The sequence below is a fragment of the Curtobacterium guangdongense genome (assembly GCF_049341845.1).
Lineage (GTDB): Bacteria > Actinomycetota > Actinomycetes > Actinomycetales > Microbacteriaceae > Curtobacterium > Curtobacterium guangdongense.
On record NZ_JBMPIT010000005.1, the window covers coordinates 240,903 to 267,567 of the forward strand.

Annotated in this window: 21 protein-coding genes and 1 tRNA gene; 5 read left to right on the forward strand and 17 right to left on the reverse strand. The window is 70.2% G+C overall.

All coding sequences use genetic code 11. The annotated features are described in order from the left end of the window. Positions 1–10 precede the first annotated feature (10 nt). From ACO0E1_RS09680 to ACO0E1_RS09705, 6 genes are all read right to left on the reverse strand, one after another. Positions 11–1,243, reverse strand: coding sequence for an acyltransferase (locus ACO0E1_RS09680; protein WP_422873992.1), 1,233 nt, complete (start codon positions 1,241–1,243; stop codon positions 11–13). Then, on the reverse strand, positions 1,240–2,751 hold the full coding sequence (locus ACO0E1_RS09685) for a class I adenylate-forming enzyme family protein (protein WP_422873993.1): 1,512 nt from the start codon (positions 2,749–2,751) through the stop codon (positions 1,240–1,242). The genes ACO0E1_RS09680 and ACO0E1_RS09685 overlap by 4 nt, the downstream gene beginning before the upstream one ends. 22 nt (positions 2,752–2,773) lie before the next feature. Then, complete coding sequence (locus ACO0E1_RS09690) at positions 2,774–3,886, reverse strand: BPSS1187 family protein (RefSeq protein ID WP_422873994.1); 1,113 nt, start codon at positions 3,884–3,886, stop codon at positions 2,774–2,776. Further along, entirely contained in the window at positions 3,883–4,485 is a 603-nt protein-coding gene (gene coaE, locus ACO0E1_RS09695) for a dephospho-CoA kinase (RefSeq protein ID WP_422873995.1), read from the reverse strand. The genes ACO0E1_RS09690 and coaE overlap by 4 nt, the downstream gene beginning before the upstream one ends. Before the next feature lie 108 nt (positions 4,486–4,593). Next, the gene (gene rpsA / locus ACO0E1_RS09700; RefSeq protein ID WP_402728815.1) at positions 4,594–6,051 is read right to left on the reverse strand and encodes a 30S ribosomal protein S1; all 1,458 of its coding nucleotides are present in this window, start codon (positions 6,049–6,051) and stop codon (positions 4,594–4,596) included. A 186-nt stretch (positions 6,052–6,237) separates the two neighbouring features. Further along, entirely contained in the window at positions 6,238–7,917 is a 1,680-nt protein-coding gene (locus ACO0E1_RS09705; protein ID WP_422873996.1) for a DUF885 domain-containing protein, read from the reverse strand. A gap of 79 nt (positions 7,918–7,996) precedes the next feature. Between ACO0E1_RS09705 and ACO0E1_RS09710 the strand changes: the two genes are divergently transcribed. Both ACO0E1_RS09710 and ACO0E1_RS09715 read left to right on the forward strand, forming a co-directional pair. After that, the gene (locus ACO0E1_RS09710; protein WP_422873997.1) at positions 7,997–8,224 is read left to right on the forward strand and encodes a VOC family protein; all 228 of its coding nucleotides are present in this window, start codon (positions 7,997–7,999) and stop codon (positions 8,222–8,224) included. Positions 8,225–8,245: 21 nt separating this feature from the next. Then, positions 8,246–8,770 carry a VOC family protein gene (locus ACO0E1_RS09715; RefSeq protein WP_422873998.1) on the forward strand — a complete coding sequence of 175 codons (525 nt, stop codon included), beginning with the start codon at positions 8,246–8,248 and terminating at the stop codon, positions 8,768–8,770. Positions 8,771–8,863: 93 nt separating this feature from the next. Here the strand turns inward: ACO0E1_RS09715 and polA are convergent, their stop codons facing one another. Next, positions 8,864–11,509 carry a DNA polymerase I gene (gene polA / locus ACO0E1_RS09720; RefSeq protein WP_422873999.1) on the reverse strand — a complete coding sequence of 882 codons (2,646 nt, stop codon included), beginning with the start codon at positions 11,507–11,509 and terminating at the stop codon, positions 8,864–8,866. A 127-nt stretch (positions 11,510–11,636) separates the two neighbouring features. On the opposite strand from polA, the gene ACO0E1_RS09725 reads away from it, so the two are divergent. After that, complete coding sequence (locus tag ACO0E1_RS09725) at positions 11,637–12,005, forward strand: PaaI family thioesterase (protein ID WP_422874088.1); 369 nt, start codon at positions 11,637–11,639, stop codon at positions 12,003–12,005. 28 nt (positions 12,006–12,033) lie between these two features. Next, positions 12,034–12,408, forward strand: coding sequence for a VOC family protein (locus ACO0E1_RS09730; protein ID WP_422874000.1), 375 nt, complete (start codon positions 12,034–12,036; stop codon positions 12,406–12,408). A gap of 16 nt (positions 12,409–12,424) precedes the next feature. Here ACO0E1_RS09730 and ACO0E1_RS09735 read toward each other — a convergent pair whose 3' ends face one another. From ACO0E1_RS09735 to exaC, 6 genes are all read right to left on the reverse strand, one after another. Beyond that, positions 12,425–12,895: a GNAT family N-acetyltransferase gene (locus ACO0E1_RS09735; protein ID WP_422874001.1), complete on the reverse strand. Its 471-nt coding sequence runs from the start codon at positions 12,893–12,895 to the stop codon at positions 12,425–12,427. Between the two features lie 124 nt (positions 12,896–13,019). Further along, on the reverse strand, positions 13,020–13,625 hold the full coding sequence (locus ACO0E1_RS09740; protein ID WP_144758275.1) for an ANTAR domain-containing response regulator: 606 nt from the start codon (positions 13,623–13,625) through the stop codon (positions 13,020–13,022). A gap of 63 nt (positions 13,626–13,688) precedes the next feature. Beyond that, positions 13,689–13,770: transfer RNA gene (locus ACO0E1_RS09745), tRNA-Leu, on the reverse strand. 52 nt (positions 13,771–13,822) lie between these two features. Then, positions 13,823–15,001 (reverse strand): GAF domain-containing protein, encoded by a 1,179-nt coding sequence (locus ACO0E1_RS09750; protein WP_422874002.1) that lies wholly within the window; start codon positions 14,999–15,001, stop codon positions 13,823–13,825. A gap of 54 nt (positions 15,002–15,055) precedes the next feature. After that, positions 15,056–15,451 carry a DUF779 domain-containing protein gene (locus ACO0E1_RS09755; protein ID WP_402728821.1) on the reverse strand — a complete coding sequence of 132 codons (396 nt, stop codon included), beginning with the start codon at positions 15,449–15,451 and terminating at the stop codon, positions 15,056–15,058. Further along, on the reverse strand, positions 15,451–16,992 hold the full coding sequence (gene exaC, locus ACO0E1_RS09760) for an acetaldehyde dehydrogenase ExaC (RefSeq protein ID WP_422874003.1): 1,542 nt from the start codon (positions 16,990–16,992) through the stop codon (positions 15,451–15,453). The genes ACO0E1_RS09755 and exaC overlap by 1 nt, the downstream gene beginning before the upstream one ends. A gap of 157 nt (positions 16,993–17,149) precedes the next feature. Between exaC and ACO0E1_RS09765 the strand changes: the two genes are divergently transcribed. Then, positions 17,150–17,689 carry an HdeD family acid-resistance protein gene (locus tag ACO0E1_RS09765; RefSeq protein ID WP_422874004.1) on the forward strand — a complete coding sequence of 180 codons (540 nt, stop codon included), beginning with the start codon at positions 17,150–17,152 and terminating at the stop codon, positions 17,687–17,689. A gap of 10 nt (positions 17,690–17,699) precedes the next feature. Here ACO0E1_RS09765 and ACO0E1_RS09770 read toward each other — a convergent pair whose 3' ends face one another. The 4 genes from ACO0E1_RS09770 to gltB all read right to left on the reverse strand — a co-directional run bounded on the left by ACO0E1_RS09770 (position 17,700) and on the right by gltB (position 26,457). Further along, positions 17,700–18,794 (reverse strand): VIT1/CCC1 transporter family protein, encoded by a 1,095-nt coding sequence (locus ACO0E1_RS09770; protein ID WP_422874005.1) that lies wholly within the window; start codon positions 18,792–18,794, stop codon positions 17,700–17,702. Between the two features lie 114 nt (positions 18,795–18,908). Then, complete coding sequence (gene pyk / locus ACO0E1_RS09775) at positions 18,909–20,354, reverse strand: pyruvate kinase (protein ID WP_422874006.1); 1,446 nt, start codon at positions 20,352–20,354, stop codon at positions 18,909–18,911. A 135-nt stretch (positions 20,355–20,489) separates the two neighbouring features. After that, positions 20,490–21,947, reverse strand: a complete 1,458-nt coding sequence (locus ACO0E1_RS09780) for a glutamate synthase subunit beta (RefSeq protein WP_422874007.1) — start codon at positions 21,945–21,947, stop codon at positions 20,490–20,492. Further along, positions 21,940–26,457: a glutamate synthase large subunit gene (gene gltB, locus ACO0E1_RS09785; protein ID WP_422874008.1), complete on the reverse strand. Its 4,518-nt coding sequence runs from the start codon at positions 26,455–26,457 to the stop codon at positions 21,940–21,942. Before gltB ends, ACO0E1_RS09780 begins: the two co-directional genes overlap by 8 nt. Positions 26,458–26,665: the final 208 nt, after the last annotated feature.

Consider the following 26,665-nt stretch of genomic DNA (forward strand, 5'->3'; position numbering starts at 1 on the left):
AAACGGCCCCCTACGCGGCCGCGGCCGCGGCCTGCCGCTTCGCGGCGCGCGCGGCACGGGCCTTCCGAGACGACAGCGACGGACGACCCGTGAGCGGCACGCTGAGGGGCGTCCAGCGGAAGACCTCGGTGATCGCGACGGCGAGCACCACCACGAGCAGGTACGTGACGAGCGTCAGCCACGGCTTCGGGACGAGGCCCTCGAGCCAGCTGTCGCCGTACAGGAGCAGCCAGATGACGAGCGGGTGGCTCAGGAAGATGCCGAACGAGCGGTCCGAGGCGTAGTCGACCGCCTTGGCGAGACGACTGCCCGGCACACGCTTGTCCGCCCACGCGGCGCCGATCGCCAGGAACGCGACGAAGACGATCGTGCTCCAGACGACCTCGATCGGCTGGAGCGGCGTCCCGGCCGCGTACGGTGAGTTGCCCGCGAGCAGGTGGATCGCGAAGACGATGACGGTCAGCAGCGCGCCGCCGGCGAACGCCCACATGATCGCGCGCCGGTACTTCCGGATGAAGCCGAGGAAGCCGTCCGCGTGGTCGGCGGCGATGGCCCCGGAGATGATGAAGAACACGTAGGAGAAGAAGAACTGCTTCTGGTACCCGTTCATCCAGGCGTCGGTCGACGGGAAGTACTTGTAGCAGGCGAAGATGCCGAGCTGGACGACGAAGGCGACGACGAGCAGCGTCACGTGGTGCCGCCGGGTCCTGCGGACGACCCACATGATCGCGGGCAGCAGGAGGTACACCTGCATCGTGACGAGGAGGAAGTACAGGTGGTACTTCGCGGTGCCGGTGACGATCCCCTCGGCGTACGTCGTGACGAGCGCGGGGACGTCGCCGCGTTGCCCGGAGTCGAGCAGCCAGGCCGACGCGACGTAGACGAACGACCACGCCAGGTAGGGCACGCCGACGAGCAGGAAGCGCTTCGGCCAGAACACCGACATCGGCTTCGGTCGGATCGTGTAGCTGTACACGAGCACGAACGCCGTCAGGGTGAAGAAGACCAGGCGGGTGAAGTGCAGCAGCGACAGCAGCCCGGCGAGGCCGATGTCGTCCGAGGCCATCGTGTGGCTCGTGGTGTGCACACCGAGCACGCACGCGAACGTCAGGATGCGGAGGACGTCGATCTCGTACAGGTGCCGCGGCCGCCCGGCGGCGGTCCTGGTCGGGGTCTGCACCCCGGTCGGGACGACGGGCGGGGTGGCGTCGGTCGTCCCCGTGCCGGTGCTGGTCGCGGTCACGAGGTCTCCGCCATGCTCCGCACCCGGGCGCGCTGGATCTTGCCGGTGGGCGCCCGCGGCAGGTCGGGGACCACGACGATCTCGACCGGTCGCCGGAAGCGGGTGAGCTCGGCGGTCGTCCGCGCGGTCAGGTCGGCCACGAGGGCGTCGGCGTCGACGGGTTCGTCCGGCTGCGGGATCACGTAGGCGATCGGCACGCTGCCCAGGACGTCGTGCGGACGTCCGACCACGACGGCCTCGAGCACGCGGGCGTCGCCGAGCAGGACGTCCTCGACCTCGGAGGGGTAGACCTTCTCGCCGCCGCGGTTGATCACGTCGTCCGATCGGCCGGCCAGCGACACCCAGCCGTCCTCCGACACCGATCCGACGTCGCCCGTCGAGAGCCAGCCGTCGGCGTCGAAGCGTTCCGCCGCGCGGCCGAACAGGTACGAGTGCACGATGCCGGGGCCACGGACCCAGAGCGCGCCGACCTCGCCGGCGGGCAGCGGTGCGCCGTCCTCGCCGCGGACCTGCACCTCGGAGCCGACGGGCACGCCGACCGTGCCGAGTCGCGCCGGAGCATCGAGGGGCGTCGCGGTGATCTGGCTCGCGCCCTCGGTCATCCCCCAGCTCACGACGAGCGGGGTGTCTCCGAGGGCCGTGCGGACCGGGTCCGGCAGCGGCGCCGACGCGCTCCGGACGAAGCGCAGGCCCGGCGGGAAGTCGAGGGGGCCAGTCTTGGCGAGCACTGCGAGGATCGCCGGCACCGCGTTCAGCCAGGTGATGCGTCGCTCGGCGAGCAGCTCCCAGAACCCGGTGCGACGGAAGCGCCGGTCGAGGACGAGCGTCGCGCCCGCCACCAGCGTCGAGAGCAGCCCGACGACCTCGGCGTTGACGTGGAAGAGCGGCAGGGAGTTGAACCCGCGGTCGTCCGAGTCGAGCTGGTTGTGCTGCGCGACTGCTCGGGCGACGAAGAGCAGCTGCGACTCGGGGAGTTCGACGCCCTTGGGCATGCCCGTCGAGCCCGAGGTGAACAGGACCACGGAGCCCTCACCGGGGGCGTCGGCCGCATCGCCCGGCAGGTCGCCGTCACGGACGTCCGTCGGGAGGCCCGTGGCCGGGTCGATGCGCGCGGCGGGCGTCCCGGGGATGGTCGCGTCCACCTCGCGATCGGACACCACGATGAAGGCTCCACCGAGCAGGTCGGCGAGCCGGGCCGGCTCGGTCGGCGGCTGGCCGGTGTCGACGGGGACCGCACGGCGTCCCGTGGCGACCGCGGCAAGGTGCACCACCGCGAACGCGAGCGGGTCACCGACGTCGACGAGGACCGCACCGGAAGCAGGGATGCCGATCACGTCGAACGTCGACGCCCAGGCACTGACGGCGTCTTCGAGGGCGCCGTAGCGCAGGACCCGGTCGGACCGGGCGTCCTCGAGGAAGACGCGATCCGTGTCCGTGGAGGCACGCTCCCGGATCAACGAGCGGAGATCGGCGGGTGCGGGTTCGGGTGATCGACCATCGTGCTGCACCACCCAATGGTAGTTCTCGTTCCTATGACGTCCCGGAGGACGTCGTCGGTGCCGCTTGTGGGACGTCGGTGGCGCCGGGCTGCGGACCGGGTTCGACGGGGAGCGGGAACCGCCGGAGCAGCCACTGCCACAACGCGAGCATCCGTGGTTGGCCGTCGGCCGCGAGCGGCGTCGAGTCCTTGATCGTGCGGGAGTGCGACTCGGCCGGGGTCCCCACGCTGATGTCGGTGAGGATGGCATGGGGCTCCCAGCCGTCCGGTGGCGGGGCGGTGTCGGTGCGCCACGGACCGTCGGGTCCACCGGTCGTCGCGGGTGCGTCGAGCCCGAGGACACGCCACGACCCGCGGATCCTCGGGCCGAACACGTCGCGGACGTCGTCGATGGCGTACATCCGGGACGCCGGCGTCCGACCGGGACGGTCCATCCACGCCGCATGTGCGGGCCCGAGGGACTCCACCGGCGACGAGAACATCAGCGCGCCGAGGACCGGACGGATGTGGGCGATGTACGCCGCCTCTCCCCCGCCCTGCGAGTGCCCGGCGACGACGATGTCCTGCCAGGCGATGTCCTCGTTCGACGCGACGAACCGGCCCCAGCCGCCCTTCGGGTCCACGTCGTCGAGGTGCGTGATCGCGTCGCGGAACCGGGAGACGATCGATCCGGCCGGCGAGACCGTGCTGAACTCGGACTGCCTGGTGCCGTCGAACCGGTTCCGTTGCACCTGTCCGTAGCACTGCGGATCGGCCTCGCACGTGCCGGACAGGGTCTTCCCGAGGTTCCAGTAGTCGAGTCCCAGCACGTGGTAACCGTCGCCGAGCGCCGTGGTGAGGAAGCGCTGGTACTGGGCGGGCTTCGCCCTGGTGGCGGGGAGGAACAGGAGCAGCGGACCGTCCGAGGCCGTACGAGCCGCGAAGTCGTCACGGTTCGGCTCCAGACGCTCGCCGTCGATCGCGCCGAGCCGGAAGCGGTGGAACTCGTCCTGCGGACCGTGCGTGTTGCGTGGCTGGGCGTTCGCGGGCCGCCGTCCGTGGTCCTCGACGCGCTGTTCGCCCATGACGTTCGCCGCGACGAGTGCAGCGGCACCGATGGCCACGAGCACGATCAGCGCGATGACGATCAGCAGGCGGTGTCTCATCGACCGACCCGGGACCACACCTCGTCAGCGGACCGGATGGTGTCGGTCACGGAGCCCGTGGCGTCGACGACGTGGTCAGCGAGTTCGAGACGCTCCGCATCGGAGGCCTGTGCGCCGACGCGGCGTTCGGCCTCGGCACGGGACATCCCACGATGCGTCACGAGGCGTTCGATGCGGTCGGCCGCCGGGGCGTCGACGACCACGACGGCGTCGAACTGCAGCGGGCGGTCCGCCTTCGCCTCGGCGAGGAGCGGGACGTCGTACACGACGACCGCGTCGGGGTCCGCGGCGGCGGCCGCGTCGAAGGCGAGTTGTGCGAGGCGCCACACCTCGGGGTGCGTGATCGCCTCGAGGTCCTTGCGCGCCGCGGCATCGGCGAACACGATCGCGCCGAGCGCCGCGCGGTCGAGCGAGCCGTCGGCAGCGATCACGTCGGGGCCGAACCGCTCCACGACCCGCGCGAGCCCATGGCTGCCGGGAGCGACGGCGTCCCTGGCCAGCCGGTCCGCGTCGACGACGACCGCGCCGTGCTCGGCCCAGCGACGCGACACGGTCGACTTCCCCGCGGCGATGCCGCCCGTCAGTCCGATGATGCGCACGGCAACAGATTACGGGTCGGACGCTCCCGAAACGCCGGAAGCCCGGCACCCTCTCGGGGTGCCGGGCTTCCGGTGCACTCAGTGCTGCGCACAGCAGCACCGGCTCGATCAGTTGGTCGAGCTGAGCTTCTCGCGGAGCGCCGCGAGCGATGCGTCGTCGGCCAGGGTGCCCTGACCGGCCTGCTCGCTCGTGAACGACGAGGAAGCGCTGGCCGGGAGGTCGAAGCCACCCTGCGCCTCTTCGGTGAGCGACTTGGCGACCTGCGCCTTGTGCGCCTCCCAGCGACCCTGAGCGGCGGCGTACTGACGCTCCCACTCTTCGCGCTGGGTGTCGTAGCCCTCGAGCCACTCGTTGGTCTCCGGGTCGAAGCCGTCCGGGTACTTGTAGTCACCCTTGTCGTCGTACTCCGTCGGCATGCCGTAGAGCGCCGGGTCGAACTCGCTGCCCTCGGGGTCGACGCCCTCGTTCGCCTGCTTGAGGCTGAGCGAGATGCGGCGACGGTCGAGGTCGATGTCGATGATCTTCACGAAGACCTCGTCGCCGACCGAGACGACCTGCTCGGCGAGCTCGACGTGCTTGTTCGAGAGCTCCGAGATGTGGACGAGGCCCTCGATGCCGTCCGCGACGCGGACGAAGGCACCGAACGGCACGAGCTTCGTGACCTTGCCCGGTGCGATCTGGCCGATCGCGTGGGTGCGGGCGAAGACCTGCCACGGGTCTTCCTGGGTGGCCTTGAGCGAGAGCGACACGCGCTCGCGGTCCAGGTCCACCTCGAGGATCTCGACGGTGACTTCCTGACCGACCTCGACGACCTCGCTGGCGTGCTCGATGTGCTTCCAGCTGAGCTCCGAGACGTGGACGAGACCGTCGACGCCGCCGAGGTCGACGAACGCACCGAAGTTGACGATCGACGAGACGACGCCCTTGCGGACCTGGCCCTTGTGGAGGTTGTTGAGGAACGTGGTGCGCGACTCGGACTGCGTCTGCTCGAGCAGGGCGCGGCGCGAGAGGACCACGTTGTTGCGGTTCTTGTCGAGCTCGAGGATCTTCGCCTCGATCTCTTGGCCGAGGTACGGCGTCAGGTCACGGACACGACGCAGCTCGATGAGCGAAGCCGGGAGGAAGCCACGGAGACCGATGTCCACGATGAGGCCACCCTTGACGACCTCGATGACGGTGCCGGTGACGACCCCGTCGGACTCCTTGATCTTCTCGACGTCGCCCCACGCACGCTCGTACTGCGCGCGCTTCTTCGACAGGATGAGGCGGCCTTCCTTGTCCTCCTTCTGGAGAACCAGGGCCTCGACCTCGTCACCGACGTTGACGACCTCGTTGGGGTCGACGTCGTGCTTGATCGAGAGCTCGCGCGAGGGGATGACGCCCTCGGTCTTGTAACCGACGTCGAGGAGGACCTCGTCGCGGTCGATCTTCACGACGGTGCCGGAGATGAGATCGCCGTCGTTGAAGAACTTCAGGGTCTTCTCGACCTCGGCCAGGAAGTCATCAGCCGAACCGATGTCGTTGATGGCGACCTGCTTAGGAGCCTTGGTCGTAGTGGTTGTCATGTAGAGATTGCTCCGAACGGACATGAGTCGGGCCAGGGCGACACGGGAGAATGACTCCCAAGTGCTGTCGCGGTGGCGGTTGATTGTGGTGACGCGGATTGCGCCGCACAAGTCTAACCGGTGCGCGCGACCCCCCACAAGCGGGTGTGTCACCCGTGTCGCGGGGCGTCACACGCACCGGATCGGTCAGTCGAGCAGGGCCGAACGGAGCGTGTCGAGGCCGATGCTGCCGAGCGCCAGCGCCCGGTGGTGGAAGGACTTCAGGTCGAACGCGGAGCCCTCGCGTGCCGCGACCTCGTCACGGATCGACTCCCAGACGCGCTGTCCGACCTTGTAGGACGGCGCCTGCCCCGGCCACCCGAAGTACCGGGCGACCTCGAACCGGATGAACGCGTCGTCCATGTTCACGTTCTCGCGCATGAAGTCGAGCGCGTACTCCCACGTCCAGCCGCCGCCGTCCGGGTTGGTCTTCTGCAGGTGGACGCCGATGTCGAGGACGACGCGGGCCGCCCGCATGCGCTGCCCGTCGAGCATCCCGAGCCGGTCGCCCTCGTCGTCGAGGAACCCGAGCTGCTCCATCAGCCGCTCCGCGTAGAGCGCCCAGCCCTCGACGTGGCCGGAGGACCCGGACAGCTGGCGACGCCAGGTGTTCAGCTCGCCGCGGTTGTAGACGCCCTGGCTGATCTGCAGGTGGTGTCCGGGGACGCCCTCGTGGTAGACGGTCGTCTTCTCGCGCCAGGTCTGGAACTCGGTCACACCCTGCGGCACGGACCACCACATGCGGCCGGGCCGCGAGAAGTCGTCGGACGGACCCGAGTAGTAGATCCCGCCCTCCTGCGTCGGCGCGATGCGGCACTCGAGGCGCTTGATCGGGTCGGCGATGTCGAAGTAGACACCGTCCATCGCCCGGATCGAGGCGTCGCTCGTCTCCTGCATCCACCGCTGCAGCGCATCGGTGCCGTGCAGCATCCTGGCCGGGTCCGCGTCGAGCACCTCGACCGCGCGGGCGACCGACGCGCCGGGTTCGATGCGGTCGGCGATGCGCTCCTGCTCCGACCGCATGCGGGCGAGCTCCTCGAGCCCCCACTCGTACGTCTCGTCGAGGTCGACGACGGCACCGAGGAAGTGCCGGGAGTGCAGTTCGTAGGCATCGCGGCCGACGGCGTCCACCGGGGTCGCCAGTGGCATCAGTTCGTGTTCGAGGAAGCGCCCGAGCGACCGGAAGGACGCCGCGGCGACCTCGCCACGACGAGCGAGCTCCGCGCGCACGGCGTCCGGGACGGGCGACCCGTCGTCGAGCGCGGCGCTCTCGGCGAGCTGTCGGAAGAAGCCGTCCTCGGCACCGCTCCGGGCAGCCTGCTCGGCGACGAGCTCGACCTGGCGCCTGGCCGGCGTGACGCCCTCGCGCGTGCCCTCGAGCAGGGTCTCGCGGAACCCCTCGAGCGCGTCCGGCAGTGCGCCGACGCGGCCGGCGATGTCGTCCCAGTCCGACGCCGTGGCGGTCGGCATCAGGTCGATGATCTCGCGGAGTGACTGCGCCGGGCTGGCGATGACGTTGAGGTCACGCAGGTGGAGCTTCCGGTCGTACGACTCGACGACGAGGTCGAGCTCGGCGCCGAGGTCCGTCTTCGTCACGCGGTCGACGGCGTCCACCGGCTCCGCGGCGGCCAGGGAACGAGCGGCCGCCTTCGCCGCGTCGGCCATCGCGGCCGCACCGGCGGGTGAGGTGTCGCCGTACTCCCCCGTGCGCCCGGGGACGCCGATGTAGGTGGCGACCGTCGGGTCGAGGTCGACGAGGGTGGTCACCCATTCCTCGGCCACACGGTCGACGGCGGAGGGCTGGCGGGCGGGACGGTCTTCGGTCATGCCACGACCCTACCGATGTGCGCCGCCGCCGCTAGGCTCGGGCGCACCGGCACCGGCCGGTCAGTCGAAGGGATGTTGCATGTCCGAACACGATGGTCCTTGGGCACCCGGCAGCCCGTGTTGGTCGGACCTCGGCGTCGGGGACGTCCCTGCGGCCCGGCGGTTCTACGGCGAGGTGTTCGGCTGGGCGACCGAGGACGGCCCGCCGGAGTCCGGCGGGTACGTCATGGCGCTGCTCGACGGCCGCCCGGTCGCGGGCATCGGACCGCTGATGGGGGCGGAACAGCCCGTCAGCTGGACCGCGTAACTCGCCACCGACGACGCCGACATGACGGCCGCTGCGGTCACGGCGGCCGGTGGCACGGTGTTCACCGCGCCGTTCGACGTCATGGACGTCGGACGGATGGCGATCGCCGCGGACCCGACCGGGGCGGTGTTCGGGCTCTGGCAGGCACGGGCGCACGACGGCTACGGTCGAGTGGACCAGGCAGGTGCCCCCTGCTGGAACGAGGTCCACACCCGTGACGCCGAGACCGCGAAGACCTTCTACACGGCACTCTTCGGCTACACCTACGACGTGTTCGGCGACCCGTCGGAGCCGTACTCCTCCGCGAAGCTGCACCCGGACGACGCCGCCCCGGTCGCCGGGGTGTTCACGCCGCCCGGCGGACTGCCCGAGGGCGTCCCCGGGTACTGGCTCACCTGGTTCGGTGCGGCCGACACCGATGCGACGGTGGCCGCGATGACCGAGCGGGGCGGATCGGTCCTGATGGGACCGTTCGACAGCCCGTTCGGACGATCGGCGATCGTCACTGGCGCGCAGGGTGAGGTGTTCGGCATCGTCGCCATGTGACGTCAGCCGGCGGCCGGACGACGGACGGGAGGCACCGTGCCAGCTGGCACCGTGCCTCCCGTCCGTCTCGGGGTGCGCCCGGCGCACCGGCCGTCAGTGGGCTGCGGCCTCCCAGTTGGGGCCGGAGCCGACGGACACGTCGAGCGGCACGGTGAGGTCGGCCGCGCCGCCCATCCGGGCACGCAGGATCTCCTCGACGCGGTCCTGCTCCCCCGGAGCGACCTCGAGGATGAGTTCGTCGTGCACCTGGAGCAGCAGCCGCGTGCCCATGTCGCCGTCGCGCAGGTCGGCAGCGACGCCGAGCATCGCGATCTTCATGATGTCGGCGGCCGAGCCCTGGATCGGGGCGTTCAGCGCAGCACGCTCGGCGTTCTCGCGGAGGACGCGGTTCGGGCTCTTGAGGTCGGGGAAGGGACGACGACGACCGAAGATCGTCTCGGTGTAGCCGTCTTCACGGGCCTGCTCGACCACGTTGCGGAGGTAGTCCCGCACCGCGCCGAAGCGGGCGAAGTACTCGGTCATCAGGGTGCGGGCTTCGCTCTGCTCGATGCGGAGCTGCTTGGACAGACCGAACGCGCTGAGCCCGTACGCGAGGCCGTACGACATCGCCTTGACCTTCGTGCGCATCTCCGGGCTGACGTCCGCCGGCTCGACACCGAACACCCGGGCGCCGACGAAGCGGTGCAGGTCCTCGCCCTCGTTGAAGGCCTGGATCAGCCCGGGGTCGCCGGAGAGGTGCGCCATGATCCGCATCTCGATCTGCGAGTAGTCCGCGGTGAGGAGCGTCGTGTAGGGCTCGGCGACGGCGAACGCGGAGCGGACCCGACGACCGACGGCCGTCTTCACCGGGATGTTCTGCAGGTTCGGGTCGGTGGAGGAGATGCGGCCGGTGCTGCTGCCGGTCTGCTCGTACCGCGTGTGGATGCGGCCGTCGACGACCGCGGCATCGAGGGTGTCCACGATCTGCCGGAGCTTCGTGGCGTCACGGTGCTGGAGCAGGAGCCCCAGGAACGGGTGCGGGTGCTGCTCCTGCAGGTCGGCCAGGCTCGCGGCGTCGGTCGAGAACCCCGTCTTGGTCTTGCGGGTCTTCGGCATCGCGAGTTCGGTGAAGAGCACTTCCTGCAGCTGCTTCGGCGAGCCGAGGTTGACCTCGTGCCCGATCTCGGCGAACGCCTGTTGCGCGAGGTCGGCCGCACGCTCCCCGAGTTCCTTCGAGAGGTTCGTGAGCACCGGGCGGTCGATGCCGACACCGGTGGTCTCCATGTCGGCGAGGACCGACACGAGCGGGAGCTCGATGTCGTCGAGGACCCCCAGCGACCCGGCGTCGATGCGGGCCCGGAGCGCCGTCGTCACGCGGAGGACGTACCAGGCGTGCACGCCGACGTTCACGGGGTCGGTCTCCGGGACGAGCTGGTTCGGGTCCGCCGTCGGGAGCTCCTCACCGAGCTCCTGGTAGACGAGGTCGGTGAGCGGCTGGCCCTGCTTGCCGGGGTTCGCCAACCAGCCCATGATGCGGGCGTCACCGGCGATGCCGTTCACCGCGATGCCGGCGGTACCGAGCGCCTTCACGGCGGCCTTGGCGTCGTGGAAGTGCTTCGGGGCGTCGGACGCGAACCACGCGGTCAGTTGCTCGTAGTCCTTCGCACCGCTGCCGCCGGGGACCAGGACGGCGTCGTCGTGGGTGGCGATCCCGATGGCACTGAGGCGGCTGTCGATGACCTCGACCGCGACGCCGTACCCGTTCTCGGCTGCCGCGGCGTTCTTCCGCTCGAGCCAGTAGCCGAGCTCTTCGTCGATCAGGGTCTTCACCGGCGGCGAGGCGGGCCCGCTGTCCTCGACGCCGCCCTCGACCGCTGGAGCCTCACCGGTCTCGCCGTTCCCGGCGACCTTGAACACGCGGTCGAGCAACGTGCGGAACTGCAGCTTGGCGAAGAGCTCGCGGACGGCGGTCTCGTCGAGGGGACGGAGCGCGACGTCCGCCGGACCGACCGGCAGCTCGACGTCGGTGACGAGGCGGTTCAGCTTGCGGTTCCGGATCGCCCGGTCCTTCTGCTCGCGCAGGTTGTTGCCGACGACGCCCTTGATCTCGTCCGCGTGCTCGAGCACGCCGTCGAGCGAGCCGTACTGGGTGATCCACTTGACGGCGGTCTTCTCGCCGACCTTGTCGATGCCGATCAGGTTGTCGCTGGTCTCGCCCACGAGTGCGGCGATGTCCGGGTACTGGTGCGGCTCGATGCCGTACCGCTCGTAGACCTTGTCGCGGTCGTAGCGGGTGAGTTCGGACACCCCGCGGACGGACGGGTACAGCAGCGTGACGTCGTCGTTCACGAGCTGGATGGAGTCGCGGTCGCCGGACACCACGTAGACCTGGTAGCCCTGCGCAGCACCCTGCGAAGAGAGGGTCGCGAGGATGTCGTCCGCCTCGTAGTCCTCCTTCGTGACGGTGGTGATGCCCATCGCCTCGAGCGCCTGCTGCAGGAGCGGGATCTGGCCCTTGAACTCCGCGGGGGTCTCGGAACGGGTGCCCTTGTAGTCCTCGTACTCACGGGTGCGGAACGAGAACCGCGAGATGTCGAACGCGACCGCCAGGTGGGTCGGCTTCTCGCGCTGGAGGAGCATGAGCAGCATCGAGATGAAGCCGTGGATGGCGTTCGTGTGCTGCCCGTCGCGGTTCACGAAGCTGTCCACCGGGAGCGCGTAGAAGGCCCGGAAGGCGAGCGAGTGGCCGTCGATGACCATGAGGGTAGGCTTTGCGGAGTCCGACACCCGGACAGCCTACCGACGCCATCCGACACGGGAGTCCCAGCGCGTGACCGACGAAGCGACCACCACCGGAACCGTCGACGAACGCCTCGCGGACCGCGGGATGGGCGAGCTCGCCGACAAGATGGGCATGGTCATCACGGAGCTCTCCGCGGAGCGCGCCGTCGGCACCATCCCGGTCGAGGGCAACCGGCAGCCGGTCGGGCTCCTGCACGGTGGGGCGTACGTCGTCCTGGCGGAGAGCCTCGGTTCGATGGCCGCGAACGTGCACGCCGGACCCGGTCGGTACGCGGTCGGCATCGAGCTGAACGCCTCGCACTCGCGGAGCGCCACCAGCGGCATCGTCACCGGCACGTGCACCGCGATCCACCTCGGCAACACGCTGACGACCCACGAGATCGTCCTCACCGACGACCAGGGGCGACGCTGCTCCACGGTGCGCATCACGAACATGATCCGCGAGCGGCGCTGACCGACCGCTCCGACGCAGGAAGTCCGCCATGGACTGGAAGATCGAGCTCATCATGGTCCCCGTCAGCGACGTCGACCGTGCCCGCGAGTTCTACGAACGCATCGGCTTCACGATCGACCACGACCAGCGCGTCTCGGACGAGCTCCGTTTCGTGCAGGCCACCCCGCCCGGATCCGCGTGCTCGATCGCGTTCGGCCAGGGCATCATGTCCCCCGACGTGCTTCCCGGGTCGCTGAAGTCGATCCAGGTCGTCGTCCCCGACGCCGACGAGGCCCTCGCGCACCTGCAGGGCCTCGGGGTGAACGCCGTCGGCGTCGACGAGATGTCCTGGGGCCGGTTCGTCTTCTTCACCGACCCGGACGAGAACGCCTGGACGCTGCAGCAGCTGCCAGCGCGCGGCTGAGCGACGACGGGCGCGGTCAGTCCTCCGGCGGCCGCTGCAGCAGCAGCCGGGCATCGCCGAAGCCGAGCCGCCGGTAGAGTCGTTCGCCGTCCACGCTCGAGTGCACCGACGTGCGCTCGGAGCCGAGTTCGTCGGCGATCTCGAGCAGGCGCGCCACGAGCCGGCCTGCGACCCCGAGACCACGCAGGTCCGGGTGCACGTAGACGGTCTGCACGTCGGCCGTGATGCGGCCGCCTGGACGGTCCGGTGCCGGCGGCCGGGCGACCAGCGCCAGCCACGCCATCCCGAGCACGACGCCGTCGCGCTCGGCGACGACGCACCGATGCGAGTCCGGGTGGGCGACGGCGAAGTCCGTCATCGCGTCGCGGTAGGACTCAGGTGTCTGCGCGGCCTGCCGGCCGTCCTCCTCGATGCTCCACCGCCACCGCAGGTCGGCAACCGCCGGCATGTCGGACGGACGGGAGGCACGGATCACGACGTCGTTCACGGTTCCACCTTCGCAGATGGTCGGTTCCAGGGCCGCGAGACGCCGCCGGAGACACGGAACGCCGCCGAGAACGCGAAACGCCGCCGAGAACGGCGGCGTTTCGGGTAAGAAGCGGTGTGAGCGACTACTTCTTGGCGCTGAGCTGCTCGATGATCGCCTTGGCGACGTCGTGCATGGTCAGGCGGCGGTCCATCGAGGCCTTCTGGATCCAGCGGAACGCCTCGGGCTCGGTGAGGCCCATCTTCTCGTTGAGCAGGCCCTTGGCGCGGTCGACGAGCTTGCGGGTCTCGAAGCGCTCGACCAGGTCGGCGACCTCGGCTTCGAGGGTGATGATCTGCTGGTGCCGCGAGAGGGCGATCTCGATCGCGGGGAGCAGGTCGTTCGGCGTGAAGGGCTTCACGACGTACGCGAGCGCTCCGGCCTCGGTCGCACGCTCGACGAGCTCCTTCTGGCTGAACGCCGTGAGGAGGACGACCGGGGCGATGTGGTTCTTCGAGAGCTTCTCGGCCGCGGAGATGCCGTCGAGCTGGGGCATCTTGACGTCCATGATGACGAGGTCCGGGCGGAGGTCGGTCGCGAGCTGCACGGCGGTCTCGCCGTCACCCGCTTCGCCGACGACGTCGAACCCGTTGTCGCGGAGGATCTCGACGATGTCGAGACGGATGAGCGACTCGTCCTCGGCGACGACGACACGACGGGGTGCTGTTGCAGTTGCTTCTGAGTCACTCACGTCCGAAAGCCTACTAGACGCAAGGAGCACGCCGTTCCAGATCAGGAGTCGACGGGGAACTTGTACGAGTGGCGGGACTTGAACCCGCACGCCGTGAGGCAGAGCATTTTGAGTGCCCCGTGTCTGCCGATTCCACCACACTCGCGAGGTGACTCACGATACCAGCCCGGCCCGGGCCTCCAGGCCGGTGCCCGCGCTCACGGACCTTCGAGCGCCTCCACCGCGGCCACCAGTCCGGCCCGGCGTGGCGACCGCGGCGGCAGCGTCGCGAGCAGCGCTCGCAGCACGCGCGCATCCGCGGAACCATCAGGGGTGCGGGACCAGGCGAGCAGCGCGTCGGGCGACCCGTCGGACACGACCGCCTCGCGGAACCGACCGCGCACCAGGTCGCGGAGCGCGTCCACACCGGGCGCGGCGGAACCGGGGAGAACGGGTCCCGGGTAGCGGCTGACGGCCTGGAGGCGCGCTCCGCGGTCGAGCGCGGACAGCACGCCGTCGACGTCGGTGCGGACACCGCCCACGCGGTACGGGCGGGAGGCGAGCGTCACCGACGGTGCGGCCGACGACAGCACGCGGCGGAGCCGCACGACCTCGGCGCGGAGCGTGACGACCGCGCCGGGATCGCCGTAGACGGCGTCGGCGAGATCAGCGGCGGCCATCCCGGCCGGGGCGGTCGCGAGCACCGCGAGGATCTCCGAGTGCCTCGCCGACATCGCCATCGCGCGGCCGTCGACGTGCAGGGTCGCGGTGTCGGAGCCGAGCAGGACGAGCTCGGCCTCGGCCGGCGCGATCGCCGCGGGAGTCGGGACCCGGAGCGTGGCGAGCGCGAGTTCCGCTTCGACCGCCGCGACGGTCGCACGCACGAGCGGCAGCGTGTGCCGTTCGACCGCGCGGTCGTCGCCCGTGATGTCGAGCACGCCGACCGCGCGTCCGGACGAGTCGTGCACCGGGACCGCCGTGCAGGACCAGGGCTTCACCGCGGTCGCGTAGTGCTCGTCGCTGCGGATCTGCACGGCACGGTCGATACGGAGTGCGGTACCTGGTGCGCTCGTGCCGACGTGTTCCTCTGCCCAGTCGGCGCCGGGGACGAACCCCATGTCCTCCGCTGCCCGTCGAGCGGTCCGGGCGCCGTCGACCCAGACGAGTCGGCCGGACGCGTCGCCGACGGCCACGACGCAGCCGGCCGACCGCGTGTCGTCGACGAGCAGCCGCCGGACGATCGGCAGCAGCGTGGCGAGGGGCCCGTCTCGCCGGGCGGCGTCGAGTTCATCGGCTCCGAGGGCGACCCGCGGGACACCATCGGGGTCGACGCCCGCGGAGCGGCGCCAGGATTCGGCGACGAGGGGACGAACGGAGCCCGGTCGGGGTGCGCGCATGCGTCCTCCGTCCTCGGGTCCGCCCGTCGCGTCGTCGCGCCGGGTGCGGTCAGCCTACGTCCGGTGGGTGGCCGGGACCAGACCGAGATCCTCCAGTTCCGGGTCGGTGAACATCCGGGACCTGGTGAGGAACCGCTTGCCCTCGGGGACCTCGAGCGAGAAGCCGCCGCCACGACCGTCGACGACGTCGATCGTGAGGTGGGTGTACTTCCAGTACTCGAACTGTGCCTTCGACATGTAGACCTCGACGGGGTCGATGCCGTCGACCTCGAGCGCGCCGAGCAGTACGTCCCCCGGCCCGGTCATGAACATGCCGACGGGGTAGCACATCGGGCTGGAGCCGTCGCAGCAGCCACCGGACTGGTGGAACATGAGCGGGCCGTGCCGGGCGGCGAGGGACCGGAGCAGGTCGCTCGCCGCCGGCGTGACCGCGACGCGGTCGGTGCTCATCAGAAGAAGCCCATCGGGCCCTCTGCGTACGAGACGAGCAGGTTCTTCGTCTGCTGGTAGTGGTCGAGCATCATCTTGTGGTTCTCGCGCCCGACCCCGGACTGCTTGTAGCCACCGAAGGCCGCACCCGCCGGGTACTGGTGGTAGGTGTTCTCCCACACGCGTCCCGCCTGGATGTCCCGACCGGCACGGTAGAGCGTGGTCGCTTCGCGGCTCCACACGCCGGCACCGAGCCCGTAGAGGGTGTCGTTCGCGATCGAGATCGCGTCGTCGTACCCGCTGAAGGACGTCAGCGCCAGGACCGGCCCGAAGATCTCCTCCTGGAAGATCCGCATCGCGTTGTCGCCCTCGAACACGGTCGGGGTGACGTAGTACCCGCCGGACAGCTCGCCGCCGAGGTCGGCACGCTCGCCACCGGTCAGGAGCTTCGCCCCCTCCTGCTTGCCGATGTCGATGTAGCTCAGGATCTTCTCGAGCTGGTCGTTCGACGCCTGGGCGCCGATCATGGTCGACATGTCGAGCGGGTGCCCCTGCTTCACCGCACGCACCCGCTCGAGGCCGTCGGCGACGAAGCCGTCGTAGATCTCCTTCGCGACGAGGGCGCGGGACGGACAGGTGCAGACCTCACCCTGGTTGAGGTTGAAGAACGCGAAGCCCTCGAGTGCCTTGTCGTAGAACGCGTCCTTCTCCTGGGCGACGTCGGCGAAGAACACGTTCGGGCTCTTGCCACCGAGCTCGAGCGTCACGGGGATCAGGTTCTGCGACGCGTACTGCATGATGAGCCGGCCGGTGGTCGTCTCCCCCGTGAACGCCACCTTCCGGACGTCCGGGTGCTGCGCGAGCGGGGCACCGACCTCGAACCCGAAGCCGTTCACGACGTTGAGCACGCCGGCGGGGATGAGGGCCTGGATCAGCTCGACGAGCACGTGGATCGATGCCGGTGTCTGCTCGGCGGGCTTCAGGACGACGCAGTTCCCGGCGGCGAGGGCCGGCGCGAGCTTCCACACCGCCATCAGGATCGGGAAGTTCCACGGGATGATCTGGGCGACCACGCCGAGCGGCTCGTGGAAGTGGTAGGCCACGGTGTCGTGGTCGATCTCCCCCGTCGACCCCTCCTGCGCACGGATGGCCCCCGCGAAGTACCGGAAGTGGTCGATCGCGAGCGGGATGTCCGCACCGAGGGTCTCGCGGATCGGTTTGCCGTTCTCCCACGTCTCCGCCACCGCCAGGAGCTCGAGGTTCTGCTCCATCCGGTCGGCGATCCTGTTGAGGATGTTCGCGCGCTCGGTGACGCTGGTCCTCCCCCACGCCGGGAACGCCTTCCACGCGGCCTGCACGGCGCGGTCCACGTCGGTGGAGTCGCCACGGGCGACCTCGGTGAAGACCCGCCCGGTGACCGGGGTCGGGTTCTCGAAGTACTGGCCGCCACTCGGGGCGACGTACTCGCCGCCGATGAAGTGGTCGTACCTCGGTCGGAACGAGACGAGTGATCCTGCCTCGCCGGGTGCGGCGTAGGTGGTGGGCGATGCTGCGATGGTCATGGTGGTGCCCTTTCGACGACGCTGTCGGGGCGCACGATCCGCGCGCCTGTCCGCGACGCTACGTCGGCAGGGGTTGCATCCGGTTGCACGGGCGGGCAGGCCGGCCGTGCTCCGGGTACTGTCCAGGTCGTCCAGCTCCGATCAGGGAGGAGTGCTCGTGGATTCCCGTGCAGTCCGGACGTTCCGGGTGTTCGTCATCGTGACGTCCGTCGTCGCCATCGCGCTCGGCATCGTCGCGATCGTCTGGCCCCGACCGTCCCTCGTCGTCGTCGCGCTGCTCTTCGGCGTCTACCTCGTCGTCGCCGGCGTGATGCGCGTGTTCGCAGCGGTCCGCGGCCACGGGACGCCGCCGGTGTGGCGGTGGACGTCCGGCGTGGTCGGGGTGCTCGTCGCGGTCGCCGGGCTGGTCACGCTCCTCGACCCAGCCGTCCCGCTCGTGGTCTACGCCGTGCTCGCGGGGATCGGGTTCGTCATCGAGGGCATCGCGTCGCTCGTCGGCGGGTTCGTCGGGCACCCCGGTTCCTCCCGCATCCCGACGGTCGTCAGCGGGGTGCTCTCGATCCTCGGCGGCATCGCGGTGCTGGTCGCGCCGGGTCTGGCGCTGACGGTGTTCATGTTCTTCGCGGGGATCGCCCTCATCGTCGTCGGGGCGGCCGCGCTGCTGCTCCTGCCCCCGCGAGCCGCCGTCCGTCGGTAGCCGGCGGTCGCTACGCCGATCCCGTCCCGAAGAGCAGCCCGAGCAGGTACGTGACCACCGCGGCACCGAAGCCGATCGCGAGTTGCCGCAGTGCCCGACGGAGCGGCGACGCACCGCTCAGCACGCCGACGACCGCACCGGTGCCGAGCAGGGCGATCCCGACCAGGAACCCGGCCACGACGACCGCGGTCCAGCCGTCGAGTCCGAACAGGTACGGCAGCACCGGGATGATCGCGCCAGACGCGAAGAACAGGAAGCTCGAGATCGCTGCGCTCATGCCGTTGCCGACCGCCTCGTGGTCGTCGACCGCCCGGGTCGACCGGGCGTCCGGCCCGGTTCCGAGCCCGGCGAGCACGTCGGTCGCGTGCGCCTCGGCCTCGTGCTCGGGCATCCCCCGCGCCCGGTAGACCAGCGCGAGCTCGTTCGCGTCGACGTCGAGGTCCGCGACCGCCCGGTGCGCGTCCGGGTGCGGCGACGACGCGTCGAGGAGCTCCCGCTGGGACCGCACCGACACGTACTCCCCCGCGCCCATCGACAGGGCACCCGCGAGGAGCCCGGCGATCCCGCTGAGGAGCACGAAGTGCCGGTCCGCACCGGACGCACTGATGCCGATGATGAGCGCCAGGTTCGAGACCAGGCCGTCGTTCGCGCCGAAGACCGCCGCCCGGAACGTGCCGGACAGGCGCATCCGGCCGCGGTTCGCCAGCCCGCGGACCACCTCACCGTGGATCCGTTCGTCTGCTGCCATGCTCGCCGTCGCGTCCGCGTCGTCGGCGTACGGCGAGCGGTCCTCGGCGCGTTGCATGAGCGCGAGCACGAACACCGACCCGAACCGCTTCGCCAAGGCGGCGAGGACCCGCGTCCGCAGGCTGCCGCGCAACGGTCGGCCGACGTCGTTGCCGAGCAGGTCGACCCAGTGCTGCTCGTGCCGGCCCTCGGCCTCCGCGAGGGCGCTCAAGATCTCCCGCTCCTCACCCTCGCGACGGGCCGCGAGGTTGCGGTAGACGGCGGCTTCCGCGCGCTCGTCGGCCAGGTACCGCCGCCATCGGCGCACGTCCGTGGGCCGGCGACCAACCGTCTCGGACCGGAGGCTCCGCTCACTCATCGCGATCGTCTCCTGTCGACGGGATGGGGGCTGGAACGCGAGCGGGCGCGGACCGGAGGTGGTGCAGTCACCTGCACCGAGCCTCCCGTCCGCGCCCTCGCGCGATCCGTGGGACTAGTCCCGAACGTACGCCGGTGCGGCCTCGGCGTGCGCGTCGCCCACGCGGTGGACGCGGAGGTCGTTCGTCGAGCCCTCGAGTCCGGGAGGCGAGCCGGCCGTGACGATGACCCGGTCACCGGGCGCGGCGAGGCCGTTGTGGATGAGGACGTCGTCGACCTGGCCGAACAGCTCGTCGGTGTGCTTCATGCGCGGCACCAGGAACGAGCGGACGCCCCAGGTGAGTGCCATGCGGCGACGCGTGGCTTCGTTCGGGGTGAACGCGATGATCGGCAAGCCGTGGCGGAGACGCGACATACGGCGGGCCGAGTCACCGGACTCGGTGAAGACGCAGAGGTACGACGCCTCGGTGAACTCGGCGATCTCGACCGCGGCGAGCGTGATCGCACCACCGAGGGTGCGCGGCTTGGTGCCGAGCGGCGCGATGCGCTCGAGGCCGTGGTCCTCGGTCGACTCGACGATGCGGGCCATGGTGCGGACGGTCTGCACGGGGTACTCGCCCACGCTGGTCTCGCCGGAGAGCATCACGGCGTCGGCGCCGTCGAGCACCGCGTTCGCGACGTCCGAGGTCTCGGCGCGGGTCGGGATCGGCGACGAGATCATCGACTCGAGCATCTGCGTCGCGACGATGACCGGCTTCGCCATGCGGCGGGCGAGCTCGACGGCACGCTTCTGCACGATCGGGACGGCCTCGAGCGGGAGCTCCACACCGAGGTCACCGCGGGCGACCATGATCGAGTCGAAGGCGTCGATGATCTCCTCGAGCGCGTCGACGGCCTGCGGCTTCTCGATCTTCGCGATGACGGGGAGGCGCTTGCCCTCTTCGTCCATGATCTCGTGGGCGCGGTCGACGTCGGCGGCGTTGCGCACGAACGACAGCGCGATGAGGTCGGCACCCTGCCGGATCCCCCAGCGGAGGTCGGCTTCGTCCTTCTCGCTCAGTGCGGGGACGTTCACGGCGACGCCGGGGAGGTTGATGCCCTTGTTGTTCGACACGGTGCCGCCGACGACGACCTCGGTGCGGACGCGGACGCCGTCGGTGTCGAGCACGCGGAGTCGCACGCGGCCGTCGTCGATGAGGAGCGGGTCGCCGGGCTTCACGTCGTCGGGGAGGCCCTTGAACGTGGTGCCGCAGATCTCCTTCGAGCCGGGCACGTCCTCGGTCGTGATCGTGAAGACGTCGCCGACGGCGAGTTCGTGCGGGCCGTCCGCGAACTTCGCGAGTCGGATCTTCGGACCCTGCAGGTCGACGAGGATCGCGACGGGCTTGCCGAGCTCGTCGGCGGCGCGACGGACGTTCTCGTAGTTGGCCTCGTGGACGCTGTAGTCACCGTGGCTGAGGTTGAGTCGGGCGACGTCCACGCCTGCCTCGATGATCTCCTTGACGGTCTCGTAGTCCGACGTGGCCGGGCCGAGGGTCGAAACGATCTTTGCGCGTCTCAATGGAATCCTTCGTGTGGGGTCTTGTGGGGCTTGCGGCTGCTGCTTGCTTGCTGGCGTGGGGCTTCGCAGTACGAAGAAGAGGCCACCAGCACCCTATCGAGTGCTGGTGGCCTCCCGCTCACCGACTGGTGGCCATCAGATGGAGATCGCCCGGTCGGTCGCCTTCACCGGCGCCGGCAGCATCGTGGTGCCCTCGAGGTACTCGTCGACCTTCGCGGCGGCCGCACGGCCCTCCGCGATGGCCCAGACGATGAGGGACTGCCCGCGGCCGGCGTCACCGGCGACGAACACGCCGGCCTCGTTCGTGGTGTAGTCCGCCTGTCGCGCGACGGCGCCGGACACCGTCACCGGGAGCCCGAGCTGCGGCTCGAGCGTGTCGGTCTCGGGACCCGTGAAGCCCATCGCGATGAGGACCAGGTCTGCCGGGATCTCCCGCTCGGTGCCGGCCTTCGGGACCCGGCGGCCGTCGAGGTACTCGGTCTCGGCGACACGGAGCGCACGGACCTCGCCGGCGTCGTTCGAGAGGAACTCGACCGTCGAGGCCAGGAAGGTGCGCTCCCCGCCCTCTTCGTGGGCGCTGGTGACCTCGAACACGGTCGGGAACATCGGCCACGGCTGGTTCTCCGGACGCTCCAGCGGCGGCTGCTTGCCGATCGCCAGGTTCGTCACGCTGAGCGCGCCCTGACGGTGGGCGGTCCCGATGCAGTCCGCACCGGTGTCGCCGCCGCCGATCACGACGACGTGCTTGCCCTCCGCGGTGATCTGGTTGTCGACGACGGTGCCGGCACCCGCGCGGTTCTGCTGCACGAGGTACTCCATCGCGAAGTGCACGCCGGCCAGGTCGCGACCGGGGATGGGGAGGTCGCGCGGGACGGTCGCACCCGTCGCCACGACGACCGCGTCGTAGCGCGACTTCAGGTCGTCCCAGGTGATGTCCCGGCCGATCTCGACACCGGCTCGGAAGCGCGTGCCCTCTGCCTGCATCTGGGCGAGTCGCGCGTCGATCTGACGCTTCTCCATCTTGAAGTCCGGGATGCCGTAGCGGAGCAGACCACCGATGCGGTCGTCACGCTCGTAGACGGCGACGGTGTGGCCGGCGCGGGTCAGCTGCTGCGCGGCCGCGAGCCCGGCGGGGCCGGAGCCGACGACGGCGACGGTCTTGCCGGTCAGGCGCTCCGGCGGGTGCGGGGTGACCCACCCGTTCTGGAACGCCTCGTCGATGATCGAGACCTCGACCTGCTTGATGGTCACGGGCGGCTGGTTGATGCCGAGCACGCACGACGACTCACACGGAGCCGGGCAGAGCCGACCCGTGAACTCCGGGAAGTTGTTCGTCGCGTGGAGCCGCTCGATCGCCTGCCGGCCCTCGCCGCGCCACGTGAGGTCGTTCCACTCCGGGATGAGGTTCCCGAGTGGGCAGCCCTGGTGGCAGAACGGCACGCCGCAGTCCATGCAGCGACCGGCCTGGCGCTTGAGCTGGCCGGACTCCTGCTGCTCGTAGACCTCTTTCCAGTCCATGAGCCGGACGGGGACGGGCCGACGCTGGGGCAGTTCGCGTTCCTGGACCTTCAGGAATCCCTTGGGGTCAGCCACCGGTCACCTCCATGATCCTGTTCCAAACGATGTCGCCGTCGGGGTCGAGCCCCTCGTCGACTGCCTGCTTGCGGGTTTCGAGCACTGCGGCGTAGTCGCGCGGCAGCACCTTGACGAACTCGGACAGGTCACCTGATGCCAGCAGGTCGGCGGCGACCGTCGACCCCGTCTCGGCGGCGTGCCGCTCGAGCAGGTCCGTGACGATCTCCACGTCCGCGCTGTCGAGTTCCTCGAGCCGGAGCTCGCCGCTGCCCAGGGAGTCCTGGTTGACGTGCTCCGTGCGCAGGCCCCTGACGTACGCGGTGCCACCGGACATGCCGGCGCCGAGGTTCCGGCCCGTCTCGCCGAGGATGAGCGCGAGGCCGCCGGTCATGTACTCGAGCGCGTGGTCGCCGACGCCCTCGACGACGGCGGTCGCCCCGGAGTTCCTGACCAGGAAGCGCTCCCCCACGATGCCGCGGATGAACATGCTGCCCTGGGTAGCGCCGTAACCGATGACGTTGCCGGCGATGACGTTCTCCGACGGCTCGAATCCGCTCGACTCCGCCGGGCGCACGACGATGTCGCCACCGGAGAGGCCCTTGCCGACGTAGTCGTTGCTGTCGCCGATGAGCCGCAACGTGATGCCGGACGGCATGAACGCACCGAGCGACTGCCCGGCGGACCCGCGCAGCGTGACGTCGATCGACCCGGCCGGCAGCCCGTTCTCGCCGTGGCGCAGCGTGACCTCGTGGCCGAGCATGGTGCCGACGGCGCGTTCGGTGTTGCGGATCGGCAGGTCGAGCGTGACCGACCCGCCGTGCTCGAGCACGTCGGACGCCTTCTGGATGAGCTGCACGTCGAAGTGCTGCTCGAGCTCGTGATCCTGCTCGCGGTGGTGCCGACGGGGTTCCTCCGCCTGGAACTCCGGCCCCTTGAGGACGGGTTCGAGGTCGAGGCCGGACGCCTTCCAGTGCTCGACGGCGCGGTCGACGTCGAGGACGTCGGTGTGCCCGATCGCCTCGTCGAGGCTGCGGAAGCCGAGTTCGGCGAGGAGCTCGCGGACTTCCTGCGCGATGAACTCGAAGAAGTTCACGACGAACTCGGGCTTGCCCGAGAAGCGCTTGCGGAGCTCCGGGTTCTGCGTCGCGACGCCGACCGGGCACGTGTCGAGGTGGCAGACGCGCATCAGGATGCAGCCCTCGACGACGAGCGGAGCGGTGGCGAAGCCGTACTCCTCTGCGCCGAGCAGCGCTGCGACGACGACGTCACGGCCGGTCTTCATCTGGCCGTCGACCTGCACCACGACGCGGTCGCGCATGCCGTTCAGCATGAGGGTCTGCTGCGTCTCGGCGAGACCGATCTCCCACGGGGTGCCGGCGTGCTTCAACGAGTTCAGCGGCGACGCACCGGTCCCGCCGTCGTGGCCGGAGACGAGCACGACGTCGGCCAGGGCCTTCGTCACGCCGGCGGCCACCGCACCGATGCCGGACTGGCTCACGAGCTTGACGTGCACGCGCGCCGAGGGGTTGGCGCGCTTGACGTCGAAGATCAGCTGCTTGAGGTCCTCGATCGAGTAGATGTCGTGGTGCGGCGGGGGCGAGATGAGACCGACCCCGGCGGTGGCGTGGCGGGTGCGCGCGACCCACGGGTAGACCTTCTGCGGCGGCAGCTGGCCACCCTCGCCGGGCTTGGCACCCTGGGCCATCTTCAGCTGGATGTCCGTGGCGTGGGTCAGGTACATGCTCGTGACGCCGAAGCGACCGGACGCGACCTGCTTGATCGCGCTGCGGCGCTCGGGGTCGAGGAGTCGGTCGACGTCCTCGCCGCCCTCACCCGTGTTCGACCGCCCGCCGAGACGGTTCATCGCGATCGCGAGGGTCTCGTGGGCTTCCTTCGAGATGGAGCCGTAGGACATCGCGCCGGTGTTGAACCGCTTGACGATGGACTCGATCGACTCGACTTCTTCCAGCGAGACGGGCTTCCGCTCGCCGTGCTTGAAGCGGAACAGCCCGCGGAGGGTCATGAGCTCCTCGGACTGGTCGTCGACCGCGCTCGAGTACTCCTTGAAGATGTCGTACCGGCGGGCACGGGTCGCGTGCTGCAGGCGGAACACCGTGTCCGGGTTGAACAGGTGCGGCGGGCCTTCGCGGCGCCACTGGTACTCGCCCCCGGTCTGCAGGCGCTCGTGGGCGAGCACCGCGCCGTCCTGCGGGTAGGCCTGACCGTGCCGCTCGGCGTTCTCCTTCGCGATGACGTCGATGTCGACGCCGCCGAGGATCGACGAGGTGCCGGTGAAGTACTTGTCGACGAACTCCTGCGACAGCCCGACCGCCTCGAACGCCTGGGCGCCCGCGTAGCTCGACACCGTCGAGATGCCCATCTTCGACATGATCTTCAGGACGCCCTTGCCGAGCGCCTTGATCACGTTCTTGACGGCCTGCTCGGGGGTGATCCCGCTGATCATGCCCTGGCGGACCAGGTTCTCGCAGGTCTCCATCGCGAGGTACGGGTTGATCGCCGAGGCGCCGTAGCCGATCAGGGTCGCGACGTGGTGGACCTCACGCACGTCACCCGCCTCGACGATCAGGCCGACCTTCATGCGCTGCTCGGTGCGGATCAGGTGGTGGTGCACGGCCGCGAGCAGCAACAGGCTCGGGATGGGCGCGCTCTCGGCGTTGCCGTCGCGGTCGGACAGCACGATGAACTGCTTGCCGGACTCGATGGCCTCGTCGACCTCGTCGCAGACGGCCTGGATGCGCTGCTCCATGGCCTGCTCGCCCGCGTCCACCCGGTAGAGGCCCTTGATCGTCACGGTGAGGTGCCGACCGGACGCCGTCTCGAAGTGCTGGACCTTCGCGAGCTGGTCGTTGTCGATGACCGGGAAGTCGAGGACGATCTGCTTGGCGTGCTCCGGGCCGGCGTCGAGGAGGTTGCGCTCCGGGCCGAGGCCCATGCCCATCGAGGTGATGACCTGCTCGCGGATGGAGTCGAGCGGCGGGTTCGTCACCTGCGCGAACTGCTGGGTGAAGTAGTCGAAGAGGAGCCGCGGGCGCTGCGACAGCACCGCGATCGGGGTGTCGGAGCCCATCGCGCCGAGCGGTTCCGCACCTGCCTGCGCCATCGGGCGCAACAGGATCCGGACTTCTTCCTCGGTGTACCCGAAGGCGCGCTGTCGACGCGTGACGGAGGCGGGCGTGTGCACGATGTGCTCCCGCTCGGGCAGGTCGCGGAGGTTGATCCGACCGGCTTCCAGCCACTCGCCCCACGGCCCGGAGGACGCCAGGCCCTGCTTGACCTCGTCGTCCTCGACGATGCGACCGGCCTCGGTGTCGACGAGGAACATCCGGCCGGGACGAAGACGGCCCTTGCGGACGACCTTCGACGCGGGGACGTCGATCACGCCGGTCTCCGACCCCATCACGATGAGGCCATCGTCGGTCACCAGGAAGCGTCCGGGGCGCAGCCCGTTGCGGTCGAGCGTGGCACCGACGAGCGAGCCGTCGGTGAACGTGATCGCCGCGGGGCCGTCCCACGGCTCCATGAGCATCGAGTGGTACTCGTAGAACGCCCGGAGCCCCGGGTCCATGTCGGCCTGGTTCTCCCACGCCTCCGGGACCATCATCGACACCGCGTGCGGGAGCGTTCGCCCGGTCAGGGTGAGCAGCTCGAGGGTCTCGTCGAAGGACGCGGAGTCGCTCGCGCCGGGGCTGACGATCGGCAGCAGCGGGGCCATGTCGCCGAGCAGCTCGCTCTCGAGCTGCGACTGGCGGGCGCGCATCCAGTTGCGGTTGCCGCGGACGGTGTTGATCTCGCCGTTGTGCGCCAGCGTGCGGAACGGCTGTGCGAGCGGCCACGACGGGAACGTGTTCGTCGAGTACCGGGAGTGCACGATCGCGAGCTTCGACGCGAACCGCTCGTCGCTGAGGTCCGGGTAGAACGGCTCGAGCTGCAGCGTCGTGACCATGCCCTTGTAGACCATGGTCCGGCTCGACAGCGACATGAAGTAGATCTCCTGCTCGCGCTCGACGCGCTTGCGGAGACGGAAGGTCTGGCGGTCGAGGGCGATGCCGCTCCAGGACGCGCCCTGCTCGTCGTGACGCTCGGACGCCACGAACAGCTGCTCGAAGGCCGGCATCGCGGCACGTGCGAGCGTCCCGAGGACGTCCGGGCGCACCGGCACCACGCGCCAGCCGAGGACCCGGAGGCCCTCTTCGGCAGCGTAGGACTCGACGGCGGCCTTCACCGCGGCACGGTCGGCGTCGTCCACCGGCAGGTAGGCGGTGCCGACGGCGTACTCCCCCGCGGCGGGCAGCTCGAACGGCGCCTCGTCGCGGAAGAACGCATCCGGCACCTGGCAGAGGATGCCGGCGCCGTCACCGGTGCCGGCGTCCGAACCGACGGCACCGCGGTGCTCGAGGTTGCGGAGCGCACCGAGCGCGGCGTCCACGATGTCGTGTCCTGGAGTCCCGCGGAGCGTCGCGACCATCGCCAGGCCGCAGGCGTCCTTCTCGTTCGCGGGGTCGTACATCCCCGTGGCGTCCGGGATCGCGGAGAACCGCCGGTGCGCAGGCAGGAGCGCCGTGGCCCGGCCCGTTGCGGCCGGACGAGACGTAAACTGTGGTGGCAGGAGCGCCATGGGGAACCGTCCTCACGAGGAAGTGGAACAGGGACAGCGGTGGCCCGGCGGTGCGTGCCGCCCGAGTGGGCGGGACTGGTGCCCGTGCACGCCGTCAGCG

Excerpts from the sequence above, each read along its gene's own strand:
- ACO0E1_RS09750 (WP_422874002.1), bottom strand. The coding sequence starts at position 15,001 with ATGCGCGCACCCCGACCGGGCTCCGTTCGTCCCCTCGTCGCCGAATCC.
- ACO0E1_RS09710 (WP_422873997.1), top strand. The coding sequence starts at position 7,997 with ATGTCCGAACACGATGGTCCTTGGGCACCCGGCAGCCCGTGTTGGTCG.
- polA (WP_422873999.1), bottom strand. The coding sequence starts at position 11,509 with ATGGTCATCGACGGCCACTCGCTCGCCTTCCGGGCCTTCTACGCGCTC.
- ACO0E1_RS09730 (WP_422874000.1), top strand. The coding sequence starts at position 12,034 with ATGGACTGGAAGATCGAGCTCATCATGGTCCCCGTCAGCGACGTCGAC.
- ACO0E1_RS09755 (WP_402728821.1), bottom strand. The coding sequence starts at position 15,451 with ATGAGCACCGACCGCGTCGCGGTCACGCCGGCGGCGAGCGACCTGCTC.
- ACO0E1_RS09690 (WP_422873994.1), bottom strand. The coding sequence starts at position 3,886 with ATGAGACACCGCCTGCTGATCGTCATCGCGCTGATCGTGCTCGTGGCC.
- ACO0E1_RS09705 (WP_422873996.1), bottom strand. The coding sequence starts at position 7,917 with ATGACCGAAGACCGTCCCGCCCGCCAGCCCTCCGCCGTCGACCGTGTG.
- ACO0E1_RS09725 (WP_422874088.1), top strand. The coding sequence starts at position 11,637 with ATGGGCGAGCTCGCCGACAAGATGGGCATGGTCATCACGGAGCTCTCC.
- ACO0E1_RS09715 (WP_422873998.1), top strand. The coding sequence starts at position 8,246 with ATGACGGCCGCTGCGGTCACGGCGGCCGGTGGCACGGTGTTCACCGCG.
- ACO0E1_RS09770 (WP_422874005.1), bottom strand. The coding sequence starts at position 18,794 with ATGAGTGAGCGGAGCCTCCGGTCCGAGACGGTTGGTCGCCGGCCCACG.
- exaC (WP_422874003.1), bottom strand. The coding sequence starts at position 16,992 with ATGACCATCGCAGCATCGCCCACCACCTACGCCGCACCCGGCGAGGCA.
- rpsA (WP_402728815.1), bottom strand. The coding sequence starts at position 6,051 with ATGACAACCACTACGACCAAGGCTCCTAAGCAGGTCGCCATCAACGAC.
- gltB (WP_422874008.1), bottom strand. The coding sequence starts at position 26,457 with ATGTACGACCCCGCGAACGAGAAGGACGCCTGCGGCCTGGCGATGGTC.